Raw genomic sequence first — 22,141 nt, forward strand, 5'->3', positions numbered from 1 at the left:
CGCATCAGGAAGTACGGGTTTTGCCGGTGGCAGCCGCTTCGGTTGCATCCGTTGTAGCAGGTGCGGCGCTTGGCAGGTGACGGGCAATCAGCCCGCGATACGCTGCTGCACCGAGGCAGGCACCGACAATCGGTGCAAAGATCGGAATCAGGAAATAAGGAATGTCGCGCCCGCCGGTGAAGGCCATTTCACCCCAACCGGCGAAAAAGGTCATCAGCTTGGGACCGAAGTCACGCGCCGGGTTCATCGCAAAGCCGGTCAGCGGTCCCATGGCGCTGCCGATCACGGCGATCAGCAGACCAATCAGCAGTGGCGCCAACGGGCCACGGGGCAGGCCGTTGTTGTCGTCGGTCAGGGCCATGATCACGCCCATCAGGATCGCAGTGATGACCATTTCCACCAGGAACGCCTGGGCCGTGCCCAGCAATGGGTGGGGATAGGTGGAGAACACCGACGCCAGTTCCAGGCTGGCCTGGGTGCCGCGAATCATGTGGTGGGTTTGTTCGTAATCGAAAAACAGGTTGCTGTAGAGCGTGTAAACCAACGCGGCCGAGCAGAAGGCGCCGGCGACTTGAGCGATGATGTAGAACGGCAGTTTGCGCTTGTCGAAATCGGCAAAAATGCACAGGGCGATACTGACGGCCGGATTGAGGTGAGCCCCGGAAATACCGGCGCTCAGGTAGATCGCCATGCTGACGCCGATCCCCCAGATGATACTGATTTCCCACAACCCAAAGCTGGCACCCGCGACCTTGAGCGCAGCAACACATCCGGTACCGAAGAAGATCAGTAACGCAGTGCCGAGGAATTCGGCCATGCATTGACTTGAAAGTGAAGGCTGTTGAAGAGCAGTTGTCATGGAAAACCTCTGTTTTTGTTGTTGTCTGGCGTTTTGCCTCAACGGGCAATCGGCGATTTTCACCGTGGCGAGGATCCCCATCCTGTTCGCGGCTTACTGCTGTGAATCCGTAGGTCTATTCCTACAGTATTCGTAAACGAAAAAATATAGACAAGAATGACGCCTGTCAAAGGTCGAAAGTGAACGATCAGTCATTTTGTAATTATTGGTGTGGTGAATGATCGTGCCGTGGGCGATGGGAGACGCTGGTGGGGACCGCGCGGTGGCGTGGCAGAGGGCTTCGGACTAGAGCCTTTTGCCCTGTGTTGGCCTAGAATTGGCCGTCTGTTTTTTCACCTTTTTGCCAAGCCTGGAGCCCGCATGACGCCCGCATTGGACCTGTTGAAAAAAGTTCGCGCCGAACATCGAATCCACAGTTACGAACATGACCCCAAGGCAGCCTCCTATGGTCTGGAGGCCGCGGAAAAATTGGGGCTTGATCCTGCGCAGGTGTTCAAGACCCTGCTGGCCAGCAGTGAAAAGGCTGAGCTGCTGGTGGCCGTTGTGCCGGTCGTCGGAAGTTTGGATTTAAAAGCGTTGGCGCAGGCGGCCGGGGTGAAAAAGGTCGAGATGGCGGACCCTGCGGCGGCGCAACGGGCGACCGGTTATTTGCTCGGTGGTATCAGCCCGTTGGGGCAGAAGAAGCGCTTGCGCACCTTTGTCGATGTGACGGCGCAGTCGTTTCCGACGATTTTTATCAGTGCGGGGAGAAGGGGGCTCGAAGTGGAGTTGGCAGCAGCGGTGCTGGCCGAACACACCCAGGCCAAGTTTGCGGAAATTGGCCGGGCGTGATGCGTTGACGTCAGGAGGCGGTGCTGTAGCGGCGAACGCCTGACTCAACCTGAGGGATTTGTGCTGCGGTGCTGCCCGAGGCCTGGAACAACACCAGGTGCTCGGCTGCCACGCGAATGCCCACATCGGCACCGACCGAGTGATCGGCGTGGCTGGGAAAGATCGACTCCAGCTGTGCGCCTGTCGGCAGCTGCAAGCGATACAGGGTCGACGCACCGAGGAACGTCTTGCCGACAATCCGTGCTTTCAAGGCACTGTCCGGCGCATAAACGATGTCGTCCGGGCGCAGCAATACATCCACGGCGCCGCCAGTAGGCCAGGTGTAGGCACGGTTGCCGCGCAATTCGCCCAGTTCCGTGGTGACCGATTCCGGCGTGTTCAATTGCCCGCGAATAAAGTAACCCTGGCCAATAAAGCTGGCGACAAAGGGCGTCAGCGGTTCGTGGTAGAGGTTGTAGGGCGTGTCCCACTGCTCCAGGCGGCCTTCCTTGAACACGCCGACATGGTCACTCACCGCGAAGGCTTCTTCCTGATCATGGGTCACCAGAATCGCACTGGTGCCCCGCGCCTTGAGGATGTCACGCACTTCATGGCTGAGCTTGCGCCGCAGTTCGCCGTCGAGGTTGGAGAAGGGTTCGTCCAGCAGCAACAGTTGTGGCTCCGGCGCCAGGGCGCGGGCCAGGGCGACGCGCTGTTGCTGGCCGCCGGAGAGTTCGTGGGGGAAGCGTTTGCCCAGGTTCTTCAGGTTCACCAGTTCCAGCAGTTCGGCGACCACACGCTCTTTTTGCGGGTGTTTGCGAATGCCGAAGGCGATGTTGTCGGCCACGCTGAGGTGTGGAAACAGCGCGTAGTCCTGGAACACCATGCCGATGCGACGTTTCTCCGGGGCCAGTGTGAAACCGGCGCTGGAAATGACTTCGCCCGCCAGGCTGATCTCACCTTCGTGCACCGGCTCAAACCCGGCAATGGCTCGCAGGGTGGTGGTCTTGCCGCAGCCCGAGGAGCCCAGCAGGCAACCGATGTCGCCAGCGTTGAGGTGCAGGTTGAGGTTCTGCACCACCCGTTGATCCTGATAACCGCATGCCAGATTGCGTAGGTTCAGCAGTAATGGCTGGCTCATGCAGGGCGGTACGCCGGCGCAACCAGGAATTCGAGCAAGGCCTTTTGTGCGTGCAGGCGGTTTTCTGCCTGGGCCCAGGCCACCGAGCGCTGATCATCCAGCAGGTCGAGGCTGATTTCTTCGCCGCGGTGGGCGGGCAGGCAGTGCATGAACAGCACGTCCGGCGCGGCCAAGTCGAGCAGGGCGCGGGTCACCTGGAACGGGGCGAACAGCTTGAGGCGCTTGGCGGTTTCTTCTTCCTGGCCCATGGACGTCCACACGTCGGTGCTCACCAGGTGCGCGCCGATGACCGCCTCACGCGGGTCGCGGACGATGGTCACGCGGTCGCCGGCCTGGGCCAGGAAGCGTGCATCCGGCTCGTAGCCTTCAGGGCAGGCAACGCGCAATTGGAAGTCGAACTGGATCGCCGCTTCTATATAGCTGTTGCACATGTTGTTGCCGTCACCGATCCAGGCCACGGTCTTGCCCTGGATCGAGCCGCGCTGTTCCAGGAAGGTTTGCATGTCGGCCAGCAACTGGCACGGGTGCAGGTCATCGGACAGGCCGTTGATCACAGGCACGCGGGAGTTGGCGGCAAATTCGGTCAGGGTGCTGTGGGCGAAGGTACGGATCATCACCGCATCCAGCATGCTCGACATCACAATCGCGCAGTCGCTGATCGGCTCGCCGCGACCCAGTTGGGTATCGCGAGGCGACAGGAAGATAGCCTGGCCGCCGAGCTGGATCATGCCGGCTTCGAAGGACACACGGGTGCGGGTCGACGACTTCTCGAAAATCATCCCGAGCACGCGGTTTTTCAAAGGCTCGAACAGTACGCCGCGGTTACGCAGGTCTTTAAGCTCAATGCCTCGACGGAGCACGCTGACCAGCTCTTCGGGCGTGCAATCCATCAGGGAGAGAAAGTGCCTTGCGCTCATCATTAACTACCTTTTTGCAACAGACCGCAGATACTCAAAGCCTTGTTTATTTTGAAAACGGGCGAGACCTGCGGCGAAAGCCGCACGGGGCGACGAAATAGGGGAAGGCGCGATCTTATAATTAAATGTCGCGTCTTACCAATAGGGCTACAGTTTTTAGGGGAGTTCAAGGACGCGGGGAGGGCGCTTTTGAAGCCTGTTTACTGACAGCAGCGGGTCATTTGTACACTGGCGTTACTTCATATTGCAATGCGCGAGGGCGGGCGCAGGCCAGGGTACGTCGGTTTCAGCGGGCTGCCGGAGGGCGTTGAAACATTTCCTGATGTTTCTTCATGCCCTGGCCTGATGCCGCTGGATTCACACGACGAACGTTGCTGGCGCTGCTGCCTGGGGCGGGCCATAGTTTTTGTCCGAAGCGCTCAGCCCACAATAAAGAGACTGGCCATGACCAAGACTCTCCACCACCGTGCCTGCCATCTGTGCGAAGCCATCTGCGGCCTGACACTGGAAACCACCCAGGGCGAAGACGGGAGCCTGGCGATCACCTCGATCAAGGGCGACCCCCTGGACACGTTCAGTCGTGGTCATATCTGCCCCAAGGCCGTGGCCCTGCAGGACATCCAGAACGACCCGGATCGCCTGCACCAGCCCATGTTGCGGGTGGGCAGCGAATGGCAGCCGATCCCGTGGGACGACGCCTTTGCGCTCGTAGCCGAGCGCCTCGCGGGCATCCAGGCACGCCATGGGCAAAATGCGGTGGCGGTGTACCAGGGCAATCCTAGCGTGCACAACTATGGCCTGATGACCCATAGCAATTACTTCCTCGGCCAGCTCAAGACCCGCAATCGGTTTTCCGCCACCTCCGTGGACCAGTTGCCCCATCACCTCACCAGTCACCTGATGTACGGCCACGGCCTGTTGCTGCCGATCCCGGACATCGACCATACCGATTTCATGCTGATCCTCGGCGGCAACCCGCTGGCGTCCAACGGCAGCATCATGACCGTACCCGACGTGGAGAAACGCCTGAAGGCGATCCAGGCCCGGGGCGGCAAAGTGGTGGTGGTTGATCCGCGCCGCAGCGAGACAGCGGCGATGGCCGACCAGCATCTGTTTGTGCGCCCGGGTGGCGATGCGGCGTTGTTGTTCGGCTTGCTCAATACGCTGTTCGCCGAGAACCTGACCCGTGACAGTCACCTGCCGGTCGACGGCCTGGATGAAGTGCGCCAGGCCGTGGCCGGGTTCACTGCCGAGGCCATGAGCCGCCAATGCGCGGTGCCTGCCGAGCAGATTCGCCAGTTGGCGCGGGACTTCGCTGCGGCTGACAAGGCGGTGTGTTATGGCCGCATGGGCGTGTCGACCCAGGCGTTCGGCACCCTGTGCCATTGGCTGGTGCAGTTGATCAACCTGGTTACCGGCAACCTGGACCGAGTGGGTGGCGCCCTGTGCACTACGCCGGCAGTCGACCTTGTCGCCTCCACCTCCGGCGGGCATTTCAATCGCTGGCAGAGCCGGGTTTCCGGGCGGCCGGAGTACGGTGGCGAGTTGCCGGTGTCGGCGCTGGCTGAAGAAATGCTCACCGAGGGTGAAGGACAGATCCGCGCCCTGGTGACGGTGGCGGGGAACCCGGTGCTGTCCACGCCCAACGGCCGGCAACTGGAGCAGGCGCTGGATGGGCTGGAGTTCATGGTTAGTGTCGACCTGTACATCAATGAAACCACGCGCTATGCCGACCTGATCCTGCCGTCCACCTCGGCCCTGGAAAACGATCACTACGACACCACGTTCAACCTGTTCGCAGTGCGCAATGTCACCCGCTTCAACCGCGCCATCCTGCCAAAACCCGAGGGTGCATTGCATGACTGGGAAATCTTCGTCGGCCTGGCCCAGGCGTTTGCCGCGAAAACCGGTAATGCACTCAAGCCCACCATGCCGCCCGCGCAGATGATCGACTTCGGGCTGCGGGCCGGGCCTTATGGCGATACGTTGTCCATTGCCGCGCTGGCGGATCATCCTCACGGCCTGGACCTCGGGCCGCTGAAGCCGAACCTGGCGGGCCGCATGAAAACCGCCAATGGCCATCTGCAGGCGGCACCGCCGGTGATCCTCGCCGATCTTGCGCGTTTTGCCGCGCAACCGGTGCCCGAGGTGAATGAGTTGCTGCTGATTGGCCGTCGCCATGTGCGCAGCAACAACTCCTGGATGCATAACTACCACCGACTGGTGAAGGGCAAGCCCCGTCACCAGTTGCTGATGCACCCCGACGACCTGGCCCACCGTCAGCTTGTCGATGGGCAGCGGGTGCGCGTGAGTTCGCGCATCGGCATGATCGAAGTGGAGGTATTGGCCAGCCTGGACATGATGCCCGGCGTGGTCAGCCTGCCTCACGGTTGGGGGCACGGCCGCCCAGGCGTGCAGATGACCATCGCGAGCGGGCAGCCGGGGGCGAGCGCAAACGACCTGACGGACGAGCGGCAATTGGATGAGCTGTCGGGTAACGCGGCGTTGAATGGCGTGCCAGTGCAGGTGGCGGCGGCGTAAGGATTGTCTGTCGGGGAGTCCGAGCGTCACGCTGGGGTTTGCGTTACAATGCGCCACCGTGCCGACCCATGAGTCGGAAAGTTCCAGCCGAGGTGTTCCATGGATATCATCGAAACGATCAAAGAGCAGATTGCCAACAACACTATTCTGCTTTACATGAAGGGCGCACCTAACGCGCCTCAGTGTGGCTTCTCCGCAAAGGCTTCCCAGGCAATCATGCAATGTGGCGAGAAGTTCGCCTACGTGGATATCCTGCAGAACCCGGAAATCCGCGCCAACCTGCCGAAGTACGCCAACTGGCCAACCTTCCCGCAGTTGTGGGTGGCCGGTGAGCTGGTCGGCGGTAGCGACATCATCACCGAAATGGCGGCTGATGGTTCGTTGCAGGCACTGATCAAAGACGCAGCAGCCAAGGCTGCGGCGAAGACCGAAGCCTGATTTTTTCCAGGCTGCGGCAATAAAAAGCCCCGCTTCTCGAAAGAGAGCGGGGCTTTTTAGTGGCCGGGAACTAAGGGTTATTCACCCATCTGCGATTGCAGGTAATTCTCGATAGTCACTTTGTCGATCAGGCCGATTTGGGTTTCCAGCCAGTCGATGTGTTCTTCCTGGTCTTCAAGGATATCTTCCAGCAACTCGCGGCTGCCGAAGTCGCCCTTGGTTTCGCAATGAGCGATGGCGGCCTTGAGGTCGGTGTGGCTCTTGCGCTCGAAGTTCAGGTCGCAGTTGATCATTTCCTGGGTGTGCTCGCCGATGTTCAGCTTGCCCAGGTCCTGCACGTTCGGCAGGCCTTCCAGAAACAGGATGCGCTTGATCAGCGCGTCAGCGTCCTTCATGGCCTTGATGGATTCTTTGTATTCACGCTTGCCCAGCTTTTCCAGGCCCCAATCGTCATACATGCGTGCATGCAGGAAGTACTGATTGATCGCGACCAGTTCATTGGCAAGGATTTTGTTGAGTTGCTGGATGACTGTAATGTCGCCTTTCATGATTGGGGTCCTGCCCTGTATTAGCTGTATATAAGGCGGAGTTTGAGCGGCGTAATGACTACTGTCAAACCTAAGTTATTGAATAATAAATGAAAATTAATCGGAATAAGAATGTTTGTGTTCCGCGTCTTGGCGCTAACTGTTTGAATTTCGGGCATAAAAAAACCGGACACTAAGTCCGGTTCTTTAAAACACGCCAATTATGCGTGTGTAAATTCTGCTGAGTAGGGGATCGCAGCCTGGGCAGTTTGCAGCTGCGTCAGGGTTTCCCGTACCACTTGCTTGGCGAGGCAGGCACATTTGCCGCATTGGCTGGCCACGCCGGTGGTTTCACGTACTTCCTTGTAGCTGCAGCAACCTTCATAGATCGCTTCGCGGATTTGTCCGTCGGTGACGCCAGTGCAGAGGCAGACATACATAAGGGAGAACCATCGCGGTTTAAGGCTTAAGTGCGACGGATCTTAATGTTAACGAGAATGATTGTCAAAGTAGTTTCACAAGGCTTGCTGTTTGCAAGCAGGCTCACTGACGAACGGCTTTTTTCCGGTATGATGGTCGGTCTTCACGAAGCGTGATCGCGTCACAGGCCTGTCGTTTAGCTTCGGCACACTGGGGCGGATCCTTTTACTTCAGTCACCACCATCAGGAGATACCCAATGAGCGTACTCGTCGGCAAACAAGCCCCGGATTTCGACGTACCCGCCGTCCTCGGCAATGGCGAAATCGTAGACAGCTTCAAACTGTCTGAAGCCATCAAAGGCAAATACGGCCTGGTGTTCTTCTACCCGCTGGACTTCACCTTCGTCTGCCCTTCGGAGCTGATCGCTCTGGATCACCGCATGGACGATTTCAAGGCACGCAACGTTGAAGTGGTAGCCGTTTCCATCGACTCCCATTTCACCCACAACGCCTGGCGCAACACTGCCATCAATGATGGCGGTATCGGCAAAGTCAAATACACCATGGCTGCCGACATGAAGCACGACATCGCCAAGGCCTACGACGTTGAGTCCGAAGGCGGCGTGGCTTTCCGTGGCGCGTTCCTGATCGACGACAAGGGCGTTGTGCGCTCGCAGATCATCAACGACCTGCCGCTGGGCCGTAACATGGAAGAGCTGATCCGTCTGGTTGACGCTCTGCAATTCCACGAAGAGCACGGCGAAGTTTGCCCTGCCAACTGGAAAAAAGGCGACAAAGGCATGAACGCTTCGCCAGAAGGCGTTGCGGCTTACCTGACCGAGAACGCCGGCAAGCTGTAAGCCGGATTCGCGGGACAAAAAAACCGGCCTGAGAAGGCCGGTTTTTTTATGCGCGGGCGTTGGCTTCAGTCGTTGAAGTCTTCCCAGCCGCCCATCTGTTTCCAGCGGTTGACGATGCCGCAGAACAGCTCGGCCGTCTTCTCGGTGTCGTAGCGGGCCGAGTGGGCCTCACGACCGTCGAAGTCGATACCGGCGGCCTGGCAGGCTTTGGCCAGTACGGTCTGGCCATAGGCCAAGCCAGCGAGGGTCGCGGTGTCGAAGCTGGAGAACGGGTGAAACGGGTTACGTTTCATGTCCAGGCGCGCCACAGCCGCGTTGAGGAAGCCCAGGTCGAAGCTGCTGTTGTGGCCCACCAGGATTGCGCGTTTGCAGCCATTGGCCTTCAACGCCTTGCGTACGCCACGGAAGATGTCGGTCAGCGCCGCTTCTTCACTGACGGCCATGCGCAGTGGGTGGTCGAGCTTGATCCCGGTGAACTCCAAAGCCGCGGCTTCGATGTTGGCGCCTTCGAACGGTTCGACGCGGAAGAAGTGGGTGTGTTCCGGGAACACGAAACCCTGTTCATCCATGCCGATGGTCGTGGCGGCGATTTCCAGCAATGCGTCAGTGGCGCAATTGAAGCCGCCGGTTTCTACGTCGATAACGACCGGCAGGTAGCCACGAAAACGCTCGGCCATCGGGTGACGGGAACCGCCACCACCGCCGCCGTGTTCCTGGTCGTCGTCGTAATGGTCTTCACTCACGGGTGTTCCTCCAGCAGGCGCCAGCGCAGTGTTTCACCGGCGCGCAGCGGGATAACGGTCAGCTCGCCAAACGGCAGGCTGGTGGGGGCGGTCCAGTCTTCACGGACCAGGGTAATGCGGTCGGTATTCGCCGGCAGGCCATAGAAGCGCGGGCCGTTGAGGCTGGCGAACCCTTCAAGCTTATCCAGCGCGTTGCGTTGTTCGAACGCTTCGGCATACAACTCGATCGCCGCATAGGCGGTGTAGCAACCGGCACAACCGCACGCTGCTTCCTTGGCGTGTTGGGCGTGGGGGGCGGAGTCGGTACCGAGGAAAAATTTCTCGCTGCCACTGGTGGCGGCATCCAGCAGCGCCACCTGGTGCGTATTGCGCTTGAGAATCGGCAGGCAATAGAAGTGCGGCCGAATCCCGCCCACCAGCATGTGGTTGCGGTTGTACAACAGGTGATGCGCGGTGATGGTCGCGCCGACGTTGGCCGAAGCCTCGGTGACGAACTGCACGGCATCGGCGGTGGTGATGTGTTCGAACACGACCTTGAGGGTCGGGAACAGCTCCACCACGCGGCGCATGTGCTCGTCGATGAAGATCTTTTCACGATCGAATACATCGACATCGCCACGGGTGACTTCACCGTGGATCAGCAACGGCATGCCGACTTCCGCCATGGCTTCTATGGCCGGCAGAATCTTGTCGATACTGGTTACGCCAGAATCGGAGTTGGTGGTCGCACCGGCCGGGTACAGCTTGGCGGCGTGCACGAAACCGCTGGCCTTGGCCTGGCGAATTTCTTCGGGCTGGGTGCGGTCGGTCAGGTACAGCACCATCAACGGTTCGAAACGGCTGCCGGCCGGTCGTGCAGCGAGGATGCGCTGGCGATAGGCATCGGCTTCCGCGGCGTTACGCACCGGAGGTACCAGGTTAGGCATGATGATGGCGCGGCCAAACGTGCGCGCTACATCGGCCACGGTTTGGGGCAACGCAGCACCATCGCGAAGATGAATATGCCAGTCGTCGGGACGCAGCAGGGTCAGGCGGTCGGACATTGGGGATTCCAGGCGGGTCAATCTGGTGGGAATGCTACCGGAAAAGACTCTTGCAGGCACTCGCTATCAAGTTTTGCAGGATGCGACCGATATCCCTGGGTATGCCTTAACGATGTATGACGCCTTGATGTGTTGTAGAAACCAGTGGAGCCTCCCGTGCGCCAGCATTATCTAGCCCTGCTCAGTGTGTTCGCCAGCCTGCCCGCGATGGCCCTCACGTTCCAGACACGTCTGGAGAATATTGAGTGGAAAGTGGAGGGCGATAAATTCGAGTGCCGCTTGAGCCAGCCGATCACCGATTTCGGCACGGGCGAGTTCGTACGCCGGGCCGGCGAGCAGGCGACGTTTCGTCTGAAAGCCTTTAACGGTTCGATGGGCGGCGGTTCCGCAACCCTGCTGGCAGCGGCTGCGCCGTGGCAACCGGGACGTGGTGATATCAACCTGGGTGCGGTGCGGATCGGTAGTGGCGATGTGCTGTTTAACAGTTCCCAGGCCCAGGCGGGACGCTTGTTTACCGGCCTGCTTGAAGGTCGCAGCCCGACGGTGCGCCACTATAGCCGTGAGGGTGGTTACTCCGAAATCCGCCTGTTACCGGCGAAATTCAGCAAGGCCTACAACGACTACCAAATGTGCACCACCAAGCTGCTGCCGATGAATTTCGAGCAGGTGAAGCAGACCGAGGTGGGCTTCCCGGGTGGAGGCATTGAACTGGACGTGGCGGCCAAGAAAAAACTGTCGGTGATTCTCGAATTCCTGAAAGCCGACCCTACGGTCAATCACATCGAGTTGAACGGGCACTCCGACAACAGCGGCAATCGCCTGACCAACCGTGATGTTTCCCGGCGTCGTGCCCTGGCAGTGATGGACTACTTCAAGGCCAATGGCATTGAGGAATCGCAGATTACCCTGCGCTTTCACGGCGAAAGCTACCCATTGGCGCCGAACACCAACCCGGCCAACCGGGCGAAAAACCGCCGGGTGAATATTCAACTCGAACGGGTGGCCGCCCCCGAGAAACCGGCGCCCCAGGCCAAAGCGCCGGGCAACGCCGCCGCCACCTCATAAGGTGTGGCGTTTCGTCGCCCGCTCGACATAATCTGTCGCTTTATCTTCATTTGCTGTCGCGCCTCTGTAATTTCACGGTTTTGGTCGGTAGAATCGACGCCTTTCCGTACAACCCCGTGGAGTGATGGCATGGCCGACGTAAACAAGGTCGTTCTCGCGTATTCCGGCGGCCTGGACACTTCGGTGATCCTCAAGTGGCTGCAGGATACTTATAACTGTGAAGTGGTGACCTTCACCGCTGACCTGGGTCAGGGCGAAGAGGTCGAACCTGCACGTGCCAAGGCGCAAGCCATGGGCGTGAAAGAGATCTACATTGACGACCTGCGCGAAGAGTTCGTCCGCGATTTCGTTTTCCCGATGTTTCGCGCCAACACCGTCTACGAAGGCGAGTACCTGCTGGGTACCTCCATCGCACGTCCGCTGATCGCCAAGCGCCTGATCGAAATCGCCAACGAAACCGGCGCCGACGCCATTTCCCATGGCGCCACCGGCAAGGGCAACGACCAGGTGCGTTTCGAACTGGGTGCCTACGCCTTGAAGCCAGGCGTAAAAGTGATTGCTCCGTGGCGCGAATGGGACCTGCTGTCCCGTGAAAAGCTGATGGACTACGCTGAAAAGCACGCCATCCCGATCGAGCGTCATGGCAAGAAGAAGTCTCCGTACTCGATGGACGCCAACTTGCTGCACATCTCCTATGAAGGCGGCGTGCTGGAAGACACCTGGACCGAGCACGAAGAAGACATGTGGAAGTGGACCGTCTCCCCGGAGAACGCTCCTGACAAGGCCCAGTACCTGGAACTGACCTACCGCAACGGCGACATCGTCGCGCTGGACGGCGTCGAAATGACCCCGGCCACCGTACTGGCGACCCTGAACCGTATCGGTGGCGAACACGGTATCGGCCGCCTCGACATCGTCGAGAACCGTTACGTGGGCATGAAGTCCCGTGGTTGCTACGAAACCCCGGGCGGCACCATCATGCTGCGCGCTCACCGCGCCATCGAGTCCATCACCCTGGACCGTGAAGTGGCTCACCTCAAAGACGAGCTGATGCCCAAGTACGCCAGCCTGATCTACACCGGCTACTGGTGGAGCCCTGAGCGTCTGATGTTGCAACAGATGATCGATGCTTCCCAGGTCCACGTGAACGGTGTTGTGCGCCTGAAGCTGTACAAGGGCAACGTGATCGTGACTGGCCGCAAGTCCGACGAATCGCTGTTCGATGCCAATATCGCCACCTTCGAAGAAGATGGCGGCGCCTACAACCAGGCGGACGCGGCAGGCTTCATCAAGCTGAACGCGTTGCGCATGCGCATTGCGGCCAACAAGGGTCGCAAGTTGTTCTGAGTGTTTTAAGTTGCAATGAAAAATGGCCCCATTAAGGGGCCATTTTTTTTGGCCGAAAATACGCAGGAAATCATTATGGATGATGTGATGTTTATCGTTCGGCTCAAAAAAGCCAGTCCTGAAGGATGCGGGGTGGAATGTTTATGTTTTTACGGGGGCAATGTTTATTAGTTTCGCTCGATAAGTGATGCATTGTTGAAAGTGGCTTTTTTTTCTTGTGTGCAGGAACTATGTACTACAGAAATTTCACTCAGAAATGTACTGCGAATATGTCGGATGCCGACATGGCTGTAGGATTTATGGAGCGTAACTAGTTATGACGAATGGAACTTTAAAAAAACCGGTTTCACCCCCGATTCACAGGTTTTTCGAGGAGGCACAAGGGGTATTTGCTGAAACTTGTGTACGGCACGTTTACGCTGTCCCCGGTAATCCTGGGAATTTTCACTCAAAATATTTTTGTGCTCGGAAAGTTCTGAAGGCCTCAACAAAACTGGACACCTCCGGGTTGGCGTTTTTTTGTAGGTTAAATCCGATGTCTCTGTGGGTTGGGTCTCTGCTTGCTGTTGTTTGGGGGGGAGCACTATGCCCAGCGTGAAACGACTAGGCTATTGTGCTTACTCTTAATAATTCGAACAGCGAAATTGGACTTGCCCATGAATAAAGTGCTGATCGTGGATGATCATCCCGTCATTCGTCTTGCTGTGCGTATGCTAATGGAACGTCATAGTTATGAGGTCGTTGCCGAGACCGATAACGGTGTCGATGCCTTGCAACTTGCACGGGAGCATATGCCGGACATTGTCATACTGGATATTGGAATTCCCAAACTCGATGGCCTGGAAGTTATATGCCGGCTGTCCTCTACCAAACAGGCCCATCCGTTCAAGGTGCTGGTGCTGACGTCCCAGGCGCCCGGGCATTTTTCCATGCGGTGCATGCAGGCGGGGGCTGCCGGCTACGTGTGCAAGCAGCAGGACCTCACCGAGCTATTGAGTGCTGTCAAGGCGGTGCTGTGCGGTTACAGCTACTTCCCCAACCAGGCGCTGAATTCGGTGCGCTCCACAATGGGCAACGCCAGCGAAGCCGACATGGTCGAGCGCCTGTCTGGCCGGGAGATGATGGTGTTGCAGCAGTTGGCCCGCGGCAAGACCAACAAGGAGATCGCCGATGGCATGTTCCTGAGCAACAAAACCGTGAGTACCTACAAGACGCGCTTGCTGCTCAAGCTCAACGCGCGCTCCCTGGTGGACTTGATCGAGCTGGCCCAGCGTAACGGGTTGGTATAGATCGGCGGCACGCTTACATGCAGTCAGAAAAAAGCCTCCGCAAGGGAGGCTTCTGCTTGTCGTTGGGTCGATTAGAGATCGAAGTCGTAATCGGCCAACTGTTTTTGCAAGCGCCGCTCTTCCAGAAGGTTGTCGATGGTGCGGCGTTTGCTCAAATTGGTCTTGGCCACCTCTACCGGTGCTTCTGCTGCATCATCGTCGGATTCAGCGCCAACAACGTCGTCTTCTACATCCAGTTGCTCTTTGCCAGTGCTCATAACGTTAACTCCAGGCTAAGACTGCCGTTGGCGCTCCTTATAACGATAATCCTGGGCCTGGTAAAAAAGATTTTTTCAATCGACTCATCGATAAAAGCAATGAAGGCTCAATCGTCGGAAGTCTTTTCCTTGTATTCGCACAGGTCTTCGATGCGGCAACTGCCACAGCGCGGCTTGCGGGCCTGGCAGACGTAGCGCCCGTGAAGGATCAACCAATGGTGTGAATCCAGCAGATACGGCTTGGGCACAAACTTCATCAGTTGTTTTTCCACCTCCACCACATTCTTTCCGCGGGCGATGCCGGTACGGTTGCTGACCCGGAAAATGTGCGTGTCCACGGCCATGGTCAATTGGCGAAATGCCGTATTGAGCACCACATTGGCGGTTTTGCGTCCTACGCCCGGGAGTGCTTCCAGGGCTTCGCGTGTCTGCGGCACTTCGCTGCCGTGCAACTCCACCAGCAGCCGGCATGTCTCGATGACATTCTTCGCCTTGCTGTTGTACAGGCCGATGGTCTTGATGTATTCGGAAAGCCCCTCCACCCCAAGCGCATAGATCGCCTCCGGAGTGTTGGCCACGGGATACAGCTTGGCGGTGGCCTTGTTGACGCCGACGTCTGTGGACTGGGCCGAGAGAATCACGGCGATCAGCAACTCGAACGGCGAGGAATAGGCCAGTTCGGTCTTCGGTTCCGGATTGTCTTCGTGAAGCCGGCGGAAAATTTCCAGGCGTTTTGCGGCGTTCATGGCGCGAGCGGTTCCTTGCAGACAGTCAGTGTGATTTTGAAAAATGGGCCCAGGCTTGTCGCCCGGCCAGCAACAACCCGAGCAGGATAAACCCGACGGGGGCCAACGCGGTGACAGAGCCGCTACCGATCAGCCCACGCAGTATGCCGAGGGTGACCAGCAGTACGCCAAACAGGCCGAACAGTTGCACGCGTGCATTGCCCTGGCCTGCTTCGAAAAAGCCCGAAAACTCAAGCAACACGCATTGAACACTGATCAGTGCCAGGTAAATACCCAGTTGCTGATATAAGGGCAACGCGAACGCTTGCAAGAGCAGTTGTACGCAACTGACCAGTGTCGCGGCGATCAGCAGGCTGGCCATCAGTTGCATACGCTCGCCGAGGCGGTTGCGCAGGGTGTGCATGCCCAGGCCATACAGCGCCACGATCAGCACCGAGAGCACCCAGAAGCCCAACGCCTTGGGCAGCGTGTCGCTCACGCCAATCAATGGCGCCAGCATCAGCGAGCGGGCCAGGGCTTTAGTCATGGGTTGACGGCTCCAACACCCGTTGGCGGTGCTCATCAAAGTAACGCAACGCATCGTGAACCCCATTGATCACCGCGCGGGACGTGATGGTCGCGCCAGCCATCTGATCGAATTGGCCGTGGTCTTTCTTCAGCGCCCAGGCGGAATCCTTGGAGTCGTCTCGGGACAGTCCCTTGAATGCTGCCAGCCACGGATTGCCAGGTTCTGCGATATGCCCACCGAGGCTTGGGGTTTCCGACTGACTCAAGGTTTTTACCGCCAACAGCTTGCCGTTGTGGGAGATGGCGATCAGCAATTCGATGGGGCCGCCATAGCCATTGGTTTGCGAGCGCAGCAGCACTGCGCTGGGTTGCCCGTTCAAGCTGGCGAGGTAGCCGCCCAGCAATTGGCTGTTTGCCAGTGCCTGTGGATGTATCGCGAGCGGGTGTTGCAGGGGCTGATTGTCGTAAGTGCCGACGGGGAGGATATCCAGCAAGGCCTGGCGCTGGAGGTTGTGTTGGGCTTCGCTGGCACGGTTGGCAGTCAACTGCTGCACGCCCAACGTCAGTGCGATCCCCGCCGCAGCGATCAGTAACACCGTCATCAGGCCCCGTGTGGTGTTCATGAGCTCACCGCAGGCTGTCTGGGTGTTGTCAGGCGCTCAAGCGCCGGCACCGCCAGGTTCATCAGCAGCACGGCGAACGCCACGCCGTCGGGGTAACCGCCCCACGTACGAATCAGGTAAACCAGCAAGCCCACGCCGACGCCGAACATCAGGCGCGCACGCGGGCTTTTCGCGCCGGACACCGGTTCGGTCACGATAAAAAACGCCCCGAGCATGGTGGCACCGCTGAGCAGATGGAACAGCGGCGAACCGTGGGAATCCGAGCCCGAACCGTTCCAGCACAACAGGCTGATAACGAACACGCTACCGAGCATTCCCACAGGCGCATGCCAACTGAATACCCGTTGTTGCAACAGCCACAGCCCGCCTGCCAGAAAGGCCAGGTTCACCCATTCACTGCCCTTGCCGGCGACGTGCCCGAAAGCGGAGTGGCTGGCAAACAGCTCATCCATGGTCAGGCTCTTATTGATCCGCAGGGCATCCAGGGCGGTCGCCTGGGCCCAGGCATCCGGCGCATCACCTTGCACACCGAACACCTGTTGCAGGCCGGCCAGCAGGTCCATGCCGTGGGAGACGGGCCAATGGGTCATGGGTTGGGGAAAGGCCACCAGCATCAGTGCATAGCCGACCATGGCCGGGTTGAACGGATTCTGGTTGCCGCCATACAGGTGCTTGCCCAGCAATAATGCACCGGCGACTGCGGCCACGCATAACCACCACGGACAATAAGGTGGCAGCGCCAGGGCCAGCAGCGTGGCCGTGACAAGGCCGCCGAGATCACTGACCGAACGCCCGCGCAGCCGCTGAACGCCGGCCTCCACGACCCGCGCACAACCACAAGCCAGCAATAGATTGATCAACACGCCCCAGCCATACAGCCAGAACATCCCCAGCAAACCCGGCACCGTCGCCAGCAGCACACGCGTCATCGCGTGCTGCTGACGATCAACGGCTTCAAGCACTGACATCGTCGCCCACCAGCGCCGCAAGCGCCTGTTCTGCGGTTTCGAAGTGCTGTTGCAGGATGATCAATTGCGACTGCTGCTCAAAGGTCGGCGGATGCCCGAACGCTTTCAGCGACTTGTGCAACTGGGCGCGGCTCATGGCCAGGTTGATCTTTGCCTTCTTCAGGGCGGCGTCCATCGCGGCGGCTTTTTGCGCGCGAACCCGCTCAATGGCTGCCTGGACCGGGTTAACCGTGACCGCGGCCGCAGCCACGGGTGCCGCGCGCTGGGTGCGGGCCAAACGCTCGGCGAGCTTCTGTTCTTCCTCACGTTGCAGCCGCGCGTTGCGCTGTTCAAACCGCCGTCGGGCCCGGTCACGCTTGAGGTCGCGCGCCTGGCGCTCGGCATCATTGGAGGCCAGCCCGCCGACTATCGGCAGCACCGTGGTCAACGGGCGCATCTCGATGCAATCCACCGGGCAGGGCGCGACACACAGGTCACAACCGGTGCACTCGTCGATAATCACGGTATGCATCAATTTGGCCGCCCCGACGATGGCGTCCACCGGGCAGGCCTGGATGCATTTGGTACAGCCGATGCACTCTGCTTCACGGATAAACGCGATCTGCGCGGGCGCTTCGCCCCGGGAAGTGTCCAGCTCCAGCACCGGGAGCTTCAGCAACTGCGCCAGGCCGGTGATGGTTTCCTGCCCGCCGGGTGGGCACTTGTTGATCGCCTCGCCCTGGGCAATGCCTTCGGCGTAGGGCTTGCAGCCAGGGTGCCCGCACTTGCCACATTGGGTCTGCGGCAGCAGGGCGTCGATACGTTGAATCAGGCTCATGGTTTGATCATTGCGTTGAAACCCAGAAAAGCCACGGCCATCAGCCCGGCGCTGATCAACGCCACCGGCAGACCCCGAAAGGGCAGCGGTATGTCGTTGTCGGCAATACGTTGGCGCAGGTCACTGAACAGGCTCAGCACCAGCCAGAAGCCCAGCCCTGCGCCCAGGCTCAGAGCGGCCATGTGTGTCAGCCCTTTATCCGCTTGCGTGCCCAGCAGCACCACGCCCAACACCCCGGCATTCCCCAGCAATAACAGCCACAGGCCATCGAACGGCAGCTTGGGTAACCGGCGGGACAGGACGCTCAACAGCGGCTGGATCAACAACACCGTCACCGGCAAAAATACAAACAGCCGCAGGGAGGTCAGCGCCAGCGGCTGCAGAAGATAGTGATCAAGCAGATAACCCAGGATGCCACTCAGCAGCATCAGCACCGTGGTGGCGATGCCCAGCGCATGTACGCGCCGGCGTGAGTCGGCCGTGGATGCCAACACCGGGTCGACAGCCAGCGGCATCTGCAACACGAGGTTGCTGATCAGGGCTGTGCTGACAAGGGTGAGAAGCATATCGGTCATGGTCGTGCCGGGTTAAGCCAACAGAATCCGATTATCCGGCAAGCGAGGAGGGGGTACTAGCTGAAACCGCCCCATGGCCGAGACCATGGGGCCGTTCGCAGTTTTACTTGATGCGCTGACCGGGCTTGGCGCCGCTGTCCGGGCTCAACAGGTAGATCTCTTCACCGCCAGGGCCCGCCGCCATCACCATGCCTTCGGAGATGCCGAACTTCATTTTCCGTGGCTTGAGGTTGGCGATCATCATGGTCAGGCGCCCGTCGAGCTTGGACGGGTCCGGATAGGCGCTCTTGATCCCGGAGAACACGTTGCGTTGCTCGTCACCGATGTCCAGGGTCAGGCGCAGCAGCTTGTCGGCGCCTTCCACGGCTTCGGCCTTGATGATCAGCGCAACCCGCAGGTCTACCGCAGCGAAGGCGTCGAAGTCGATTTCCGGCGACAATGGATCTTTCGCCAGCTCGCCGTTGCCTGCCGGGGCCGCGTCGCCAGTGTCGGTCTTGCTGGCTTCGAGGTCTTCTTTCGACGCGTCGGTCATGGCCTGGACTTTTACCGGGTCGATACGGGTCATCAGCGGCTTGAACTCATTCAGTTGATGGTTGCCGAGCAAGGTCGCGTGGTCGTTCCAGGTCAGCGGCGGCACGTTGAGGAACGCCTCGGCGTCAGCCGCCAGCAGTGGCAGTACCGGCTTGAGGAAGATCACCAGTTGGCGGAACAGGTTGACGCCCGTGGCGCAGATGGCCTGGACTTCAGCCTGCTTGCCTTCCTGTTTGTTCAGCGACCACGGTGCCTTGTCGGCGATCCAGGCGTTGGCACGGTCGGCCAGGCCCATGATCTCGCGCATGGCGCGGGCAAAGTCGCGGGCTTCATAGGCGTCGGCGATGCTTGGCGCAGCAGCCAGGAACGCATCGGTCAGCTCGGGTGCGGCATTTTCAGCCACCAGCACACCGGCGTTGCCCTTGTGGATAAACCCGGCGCAACGGCTGGCGATGTTGACGACCTTGCCCACCAGGTCCGAGTTGACCTTCTGTACGAAGTCTTCCAGGTTCAGGTCGAGGTCGTCGACGCCACGGCCCAGCTTGGAGGCGTAGTAGTAGCGCAGGTATTCCGGCGACAGGTGGTCCAGGTAAGTGCGCGCCTTGATAAAGGTGCCACGGGACTTGGACATTTTCTGGCCGTTGACGGTCAGGTAGCCGTGAACCGCGATGCCGGTCGGCTTGCGGTAGCCCGAACCTTCGAGCATTGCCGGCCAGAACAGCGCGTGGAAGTTGACGATGTCCTTGCCGATGAAGTGATACAGCTCGGCCGTGGAATCCTTGGCCCAGAACGCGTCGAAGTCCAGCTCCGGCGTGCGGTCGCACAGGTTCTTGAAGCTGGCCATGTAGCCGATTGGCGCGTCCAGCCATACATAGAAGTACTTGCCAGGTTCGCCCGGGATCTCGAAACCGAAATACGGCGCATCGCGGGAGATGTCCCACTGTTGCAGGCCGGCATCCAGCCATTCGGCGATCTTGTTGGCCACGGCATCCTGCAGGGTGCCGCTGCGAGTCCAGGTTTGCAGCATCTGCTGGAAATCCGGGAGCTTGAAGAAGAAGTGCTGGGAATCCTTGAGCACCGGGGTGGCGCCAGAGATGGCCGACTTCGGATCCTTCAGGTCGGTAGGCGCGTAGGTGGCGCCGCATTTTTCGCAGTTGTCGCCGTACTGGTCTTCAGTGCCGCATTTCGGGCAGGTGCCCTTGATGAAGCGGTCGGCCAGGAACATTTTCTTTTCCGGGTCGAAATATTGGGTGATCGAACGCGTGGCAATGTGCCCGGCGTCTTTCAAGCGCAGGTAGATCTGGCTCGACAGCTCGCGGTTTTCGTCGGAGTGGGTCGAGTGGAAGTTGTCGAAATCCACCAGGAACTCGGCAAAGTCGGCGCTGTGTTCAGCCTGGACGTTGGCGATCAGTTGTTCCGGGGTGATGCCTTCCTTCTCGGCGCGCAACATGATGGCCGAACCGTGGGCGTCGTCCGCGCAGACATAAATGCATTGGTTGCCGCGATGCTTCTGGAAGCGCACCCACATATCGGTCTGGATGTACTCAAGCATATGGCCAAGGTGGATGGAACCATTGGCATAGGGCAGGGCGCTGGTGACGAGGATCTTGCGTGGCTCGGACATGGGGCTCGGCTACTTGATGAAACGGAGGTCGGCCACTATAAAGCGCCGGGAAATTTATTTCACCCCGTGCGGCTGTTTCAGGATTTTCCCGGCGGCCGAAAGCGTGCCGCTGAAGCGCTGGAACGGTTAGGATAGCCGCCTGTTTTAGTCAGTCTTTTTTCGGGAGTAGCCCATGAGCGCCGTCAATCGCGCAGCGGTGGAAGCCGTTCTTCGCCAATACACCGACCCCTACCTGAACCAGGACCCGGTCAGCGCCGGGTGCGTACGGGCCATCGACGTGCAGGGTGACAAGGTTTCGGTCCAGCTTGAGCTGGGCTATGCCGCCGCGCTGTTCAAGAGCGGCTGGGCGCAGATGCTGCAAATGGCCATTGAAGGCCTGGACGGCGTCAGTTCGGCCAAGGTCGACATCCAGTGCGTGATCGCCCCGCACAAGGCCCAGGCGCAGATCCCGGGCCTGGCCAACGTCAAGAACGTGGTGGCCGTGGCCTCCGGCAAGGGTGGCGTGGGCAAGTCCACCACCGCGGCCAACCTGGCCCTGGCCCTGGCCCGCGAAGGCGCGCGCGTCGGCATTCTCGACGCTGACATCTATGGCCCCAGCCAAGGCGTGATGTTCGGCATCGCCGAAGGCACCCGGCCGAAGATCAAGGACCAGAAATGGTTCGTGCCGATTGAATCCCATGGCGTGGAAGTCATGTCCATGGCCTTCCTGACCGACGACAACACGCCGATGGTCTGGCGTGGCCCGATGGTTTCCGGCGCCTTGCTGCAACTGGTCACCCAGACCGACTGGGGCAACCTGGACTACCTGGTGATCGACATGCCACCGGGTACTGGTGATATCCAGCTGACCCTGGCGCAGAAAGTCCCGGTGGCCGGCGCGGTGATCGTCACCACGCCGCAGGACCTGGCGCTGCTGGATGCCCGCAAGGGTGTGGAGATGTTCCGCAAGGTCAACATTCCGGTGCTGGGTGTCGTGGAAAACATGGCGGTGCACATCTGCTCCAACTGCGGCCACGCCGAGCATCTGTTCGGTGAAGGCGGCGGCGAGAAGCTGGCGACCCAGTACGGGGTTGAACTGCTGGCGTCGTTGCCGCTGTCCATGGGGATTCGTGAGCAGGCCGACGGCGGCAAGCCAACGGTCGTAGCCGAGCCCGATGGCCAGATTGCCATGGTCTACCAGGAACTGGCCCGTCACGTAGGCGCGCGAATCGTCCTGCAGGAAGCCGAGGCCCAGGCGATGCCGACCATCACTGTCAGCGACGACTGATCCACTGGATGGGAAAAAAGCCTCGACTGTGTCGGGGCTTTTTCTTGTCTGGCGAACACGCAGGGGGCGCTTGTTACCCTTTTGCGTAATTGCTGGTGTAAGCATTCACTTACTTTTTCGTAAGCGTTTGGGTTTTTTCGCCGGTGCGGACGTCTCGAATCGGCTGCCTATATTTCTATCTAATTGAAATATAACAATTATTTATTCGTGTCTGAACATCGAAACC

Annotated in this window: 22 protein-coding genes and 1 pseudogene; 8 read left to right on the plus strand and 15 right to left on the minus strand. The window is 59.5% G+C overall.

Annotated elements, in window-relative coordinates:
• Nucleotides 1–4: 4 nt before the first annotated feature.
• Nucleotides 5–859, minus strand: coding sequence for an MIP/aquaporin family protein (locus P3C29_RS24390; protein ID WP_010170168.1), 855 nt, complete (start codon nt 857–859; stop codon nt 5–7).
• 360 nt (nt 860–1,219) lie between these two features.
• Here P3C29_RS24390 and ybaK point away from each other — a divergent pair, with 360 nt between their 5' ends.
• Nucleotides 1,220–1,690 carry a Cys-tRNA(Pro) deacylase gene (gene ybaK, locus P3C29_RS24395; RefSeq protein ID WP_010170166.1) on the plus strand — a complete coding sequence of 157 codons (471 nt, stop codon included), beginning with the start codon at nt 1,220–1,222 and terminating at the stop codon, nt 1,688–1,690.
• Nucleotides 1,691–1,700: 10 nt separating this feature from the next.
• Here ybaK and P3C29_RS24400 read toward each other — a convergent pair whose 3' ends face one another.
• Entirely contained in the window at nt 1,701–2,810 is a 1,110-nt protein-coding gene (locus P3C29_RS24400; RefSeq protein WP_010170164.1) for an ABC transporter ATP-binding protein, read from the minus strand.
• Nucleotides 2,807–3,727 carry an ornithine carbamoyltransferase gene (gene argF / locus P3C29_RS24405; protein WP_010170162.1) on the minus strand — a complete coding sequence of 307 codons (921 nt, stop codon included), beginning with the start codon at nt 3,725–3,727 and terminating at the stop codon, nt 2,807–2,809. The genes P3C29_RS24400 and argF overlap by 4 nt, the downstream gene beginning before the upstream one ends.
• Nucleotides 3,728–4,171: 444 nt before the next feature.
• On the opposite strand from argF, the gene P3C29_RS24410 reads away from it, so the two are divergent.
• Complete coding sequence (locus tag P3C29_RS24410; protein WP_275965676.1) at nt 4,172–6,268, plus strand: molybdopterin oxidoreductase family protein; 2,097 nt, start codon at nt 4,172–4,174, stop codon at nt 6,266–6,268.
• 99 nt (nt 6,269–6,367) lie between these two features.
• Complete coding sequence (gene grxD / locus P3C29_RS24415) at nt 6,368–6,706, plus strand: Grx4 family monothiol glutaredoxin (protein WP_003208710.1); 339 nt, start codon at nt 6,368–6,370, stop codon at nt 6,704–6,706.
• Nucleotides 6,707–6,783: 77 nt separating this feature from the next.
• On the opposite strand, the gene bfr is transcribed toward grxD, so the two are convergent.
• Nucleotides 6,784–7,254: a bacterioferritin gene (gene bfr / locus P3C29_RS24420; RefSeq protein ID WP_010170157.1), complete on the minus strand. Its 471-nt coding sequence runs from the start codon at nt 7,252–7,254 to the stop codon at nt 6,784–6,786.
• Nucleotides 7,255–7,454: 200 nt separating this feature from the next.
• Nucleotides 7,455–7,673 (minus strand): bacterioferritin-associated ferredoxin, encoded by a 219-nt coding sequence (locus P3C29_RS24425; protein ID WP_003208706.1) that lies wholly within the window; start codon nt 7,671–7,673, stop codon nt 7,455–7,457.
• A 237-nt stretch (nt 7,674–7,910) separates the two neighbouring features.
• Here P3C29_RS24425 and P3C29_RS24430 point away from each other — a divergent pair, with 237 nt between their 5' ends.
• The gene (locus P3C29_RS24430; RefSeq protein ID WP_003172097.1) at nt 7,911–8,513 is read left to right on the plus strand and encodes a peroxiredoxin; all 603 of its coding nucleotides are present in this window, start codon (nt 7,911–7,913) and stop codon (nt 8,511–8,513) included.
• A gap of 65 nt (nt 8,514–8,578) precedes the next feature.
• Here P3C29_RS24430 and rnt read toward each other — a convergent pair whose 3' ends face one another.
• Nucleotides 8,579–9,256: a ribonuclease T gene (gene rnt, locus P3C29_RS24435; protein WP_010170149.1), complete on the minus strand. Its 678-nt coding sequence runs from the start codon at nt 9,254–9,256 to the stop codon at nt 8,579–8,581.
• Nucleotides 9,253–10,299 carry a dihydroorotase gene (gene pyrC / locus P3C29_RS24440; RefSeq protein WP_003208703.1) on the minus strand — a complete coding sequence of 349 codons (1,047 nt, stop codon included), beginning with the start codon at nt 10,297–10,299 and terminating at the stop codon, nt 9,253–9,255. The genes rnt and pyrC overlap by 4 nt, the downstream gene beginning before the upstream one ends.
• Before the next feature lie 156 nt (nt 10,300–10,455).
• Here pyrC and P3C29_RS24445 point away from each other — a divergent pair, with 156 nt between their 5' ends.
• The 3 genes from P3C29_RS24445 to P3C29_RS24455 all read left to right on the plus strand — a co-directional run bounded on the left by P3C29_RS24445 (nt 10,456) and on the right by P3C29_RS24455 (nt 14,000).
• Nucleotides 10,456–11,364, plus strand: coding sequence for an OmpA family protein (locus P3C29_RS24445; protein WP_275965677.1), 909 nt, complete (start codon nt 10,456–10,458; stop codon nt 11,362–11,364).
• A 129-nt stretch (nt 11,365–11,493) separates the two neighbouring features.
• Nucleotides 11,494–12,711 (plus strand): argininosuccinate synthase, encoded by a 1,218-nt coding sequence (locus P3C29_RS24450; protein WP_003208700.1) that lies wholly within the window; start codon nt 11,494–11,496, stop codon nt 12,709–12,711.
• 656 nt (nt 12,712–13,367) lie between these two features.
• Nucleotides 13,368–14,000, plus strand: a complete 633-nt coding sequence (locus tag P3C29_RS24455) for a response regulator transcription factor (RefSeq protein WP_003208698.1) — start codon at nt 13,368–13,370, stop codon at nt 13,998–14,000.
• Between the two features lie 71 nt (nt 14,001–14,071).
• Here the strand turns inward: P3C29_RS24455 and P3C29_RS24460 are convergent, their stop codons facing one another.
• The 8 genes and pseudogenes from P3C29_RS24460 to metG form a co-directional block, all read right to left on the minus strand.
• Entirely contained in the window at nt 14,072–14,257 is a 186-nt protein-coding gene (locus P3C29_RS24460; RefSeq protein WP_003208696.1) for a hypothetical protein, read from the minus strand.
• Between the two features lie 107 nt (nt 14,258–14,364).
• Nucleotides 14,365–15,003, minus strand: coding sequence for an endonuclease III (gene nth, locus P3C29_RS24465; protein ID WP_010170146.1), 639 nt, complete (start codon nt 15,001–15,003; stop codon nt 14,365–14,367).
• A gap of 25 nt (nt 15,004–15,028) precedes the next feature.
• The gene (locus P3C29_RS24470; protein ID WP_275965678.1) at nt 15,029–15,529 is read right to left on the minus strand and encodes an Rnf-Nqr domain containing protein; all 501 of its coding nucleotides are present in this window, start codon (nt 15,527–15,529) and stop codon (nt 15,029–15,031) included.
• Complete coding sequence (locus tag P3C29_RS24475) at nt 15,522–16,133, minus strand: RnfABCDGE type electron transport complex subunit G (RefSeq protein ID WP_275965679.1); 612 nt, start codon at nt 16,131–16,133, stop codon at nt 15,522–15,524. Before P3C29_RS24475 ends, P3C29_RS24470 begins: the two co-directional genes overlap by 8 nt.
• Entirely contained in the window at nt 16,130–17,101 is a 972-nt protein-coding gene (locus P3C29_RS24480) for an RnfABCDGE type electron transport complex subunit D (protein WP_275965680.1), read from the minus strand. The genes P3C29_RS24475 and P3C29_RS24480 overlap by 4 nt, the downstream gene beginning before the upstream one ends.
• Nucleotides 17,102–17,117: 16 nt before the next feature.
• Nucleotides 17,118–17,918, minus strand: a pseudogene (gene rsxB, locus P3C29_RS24485) (electron transport complex subunit RsxB); the annotation flags it as partial.
• Nucleotides 17,915–18,493, minus strand: coding sequence for an Rnf-Nqr domain containing protein (locus P3C29_RS24490; protein ID WP_275965682.1), 579 nt, complete (start codon nt 18,491–18,493; stop codon nt 17,915–17,917). The pseudogene rsxB and the gene P3C29_RS24490, both read right to left, overlap by 4 nt.
• A 103-nt stretch (nt 18,494–18,596) precedes the next feature.
• Nucleotides 18,597–20,648, minus strand: a complete 2,052-nt coding sequence (metG, locus tag P3C29_RS24495; protein WP_275965683.1) for a methionine--tRNA ligase — start codon at nt 20,646–20,648, stop codon at nt 18,597–18,599.
• A gap of 172 nt (nt 20,649–20,820) precedes the next feature.
• Here metG and apbC point away from each other — a divergent pair, with 172 nt between their 5' ends.
• Nucleotides 20,821–21,915 carry an iron-sulfur cluster carrier protein ApbC gene (gene apbC / locus P3C29_RS24500; protein ID WP_201125244.1) on the plus strand — a complete coding sequence of 365 codons (1,095 nt, stop codon included), beginning with the start codon at nt 20,821–20,823 and terminating at the stop codon, nt 21,913–21,915.
• Nucleotides 21,916–22,141 lie beyond the last annotated feature (226 nt).

It is taken from the genome of Pseudomonas sp. 1912-s (genome assembly GCF_029269205.1).
Lineage (GTDB): Bacteria > Pseudomonadota > Gammaproteobacteria > Pseudomonadales > Pseudomonadaceae > Aquipseudomonas.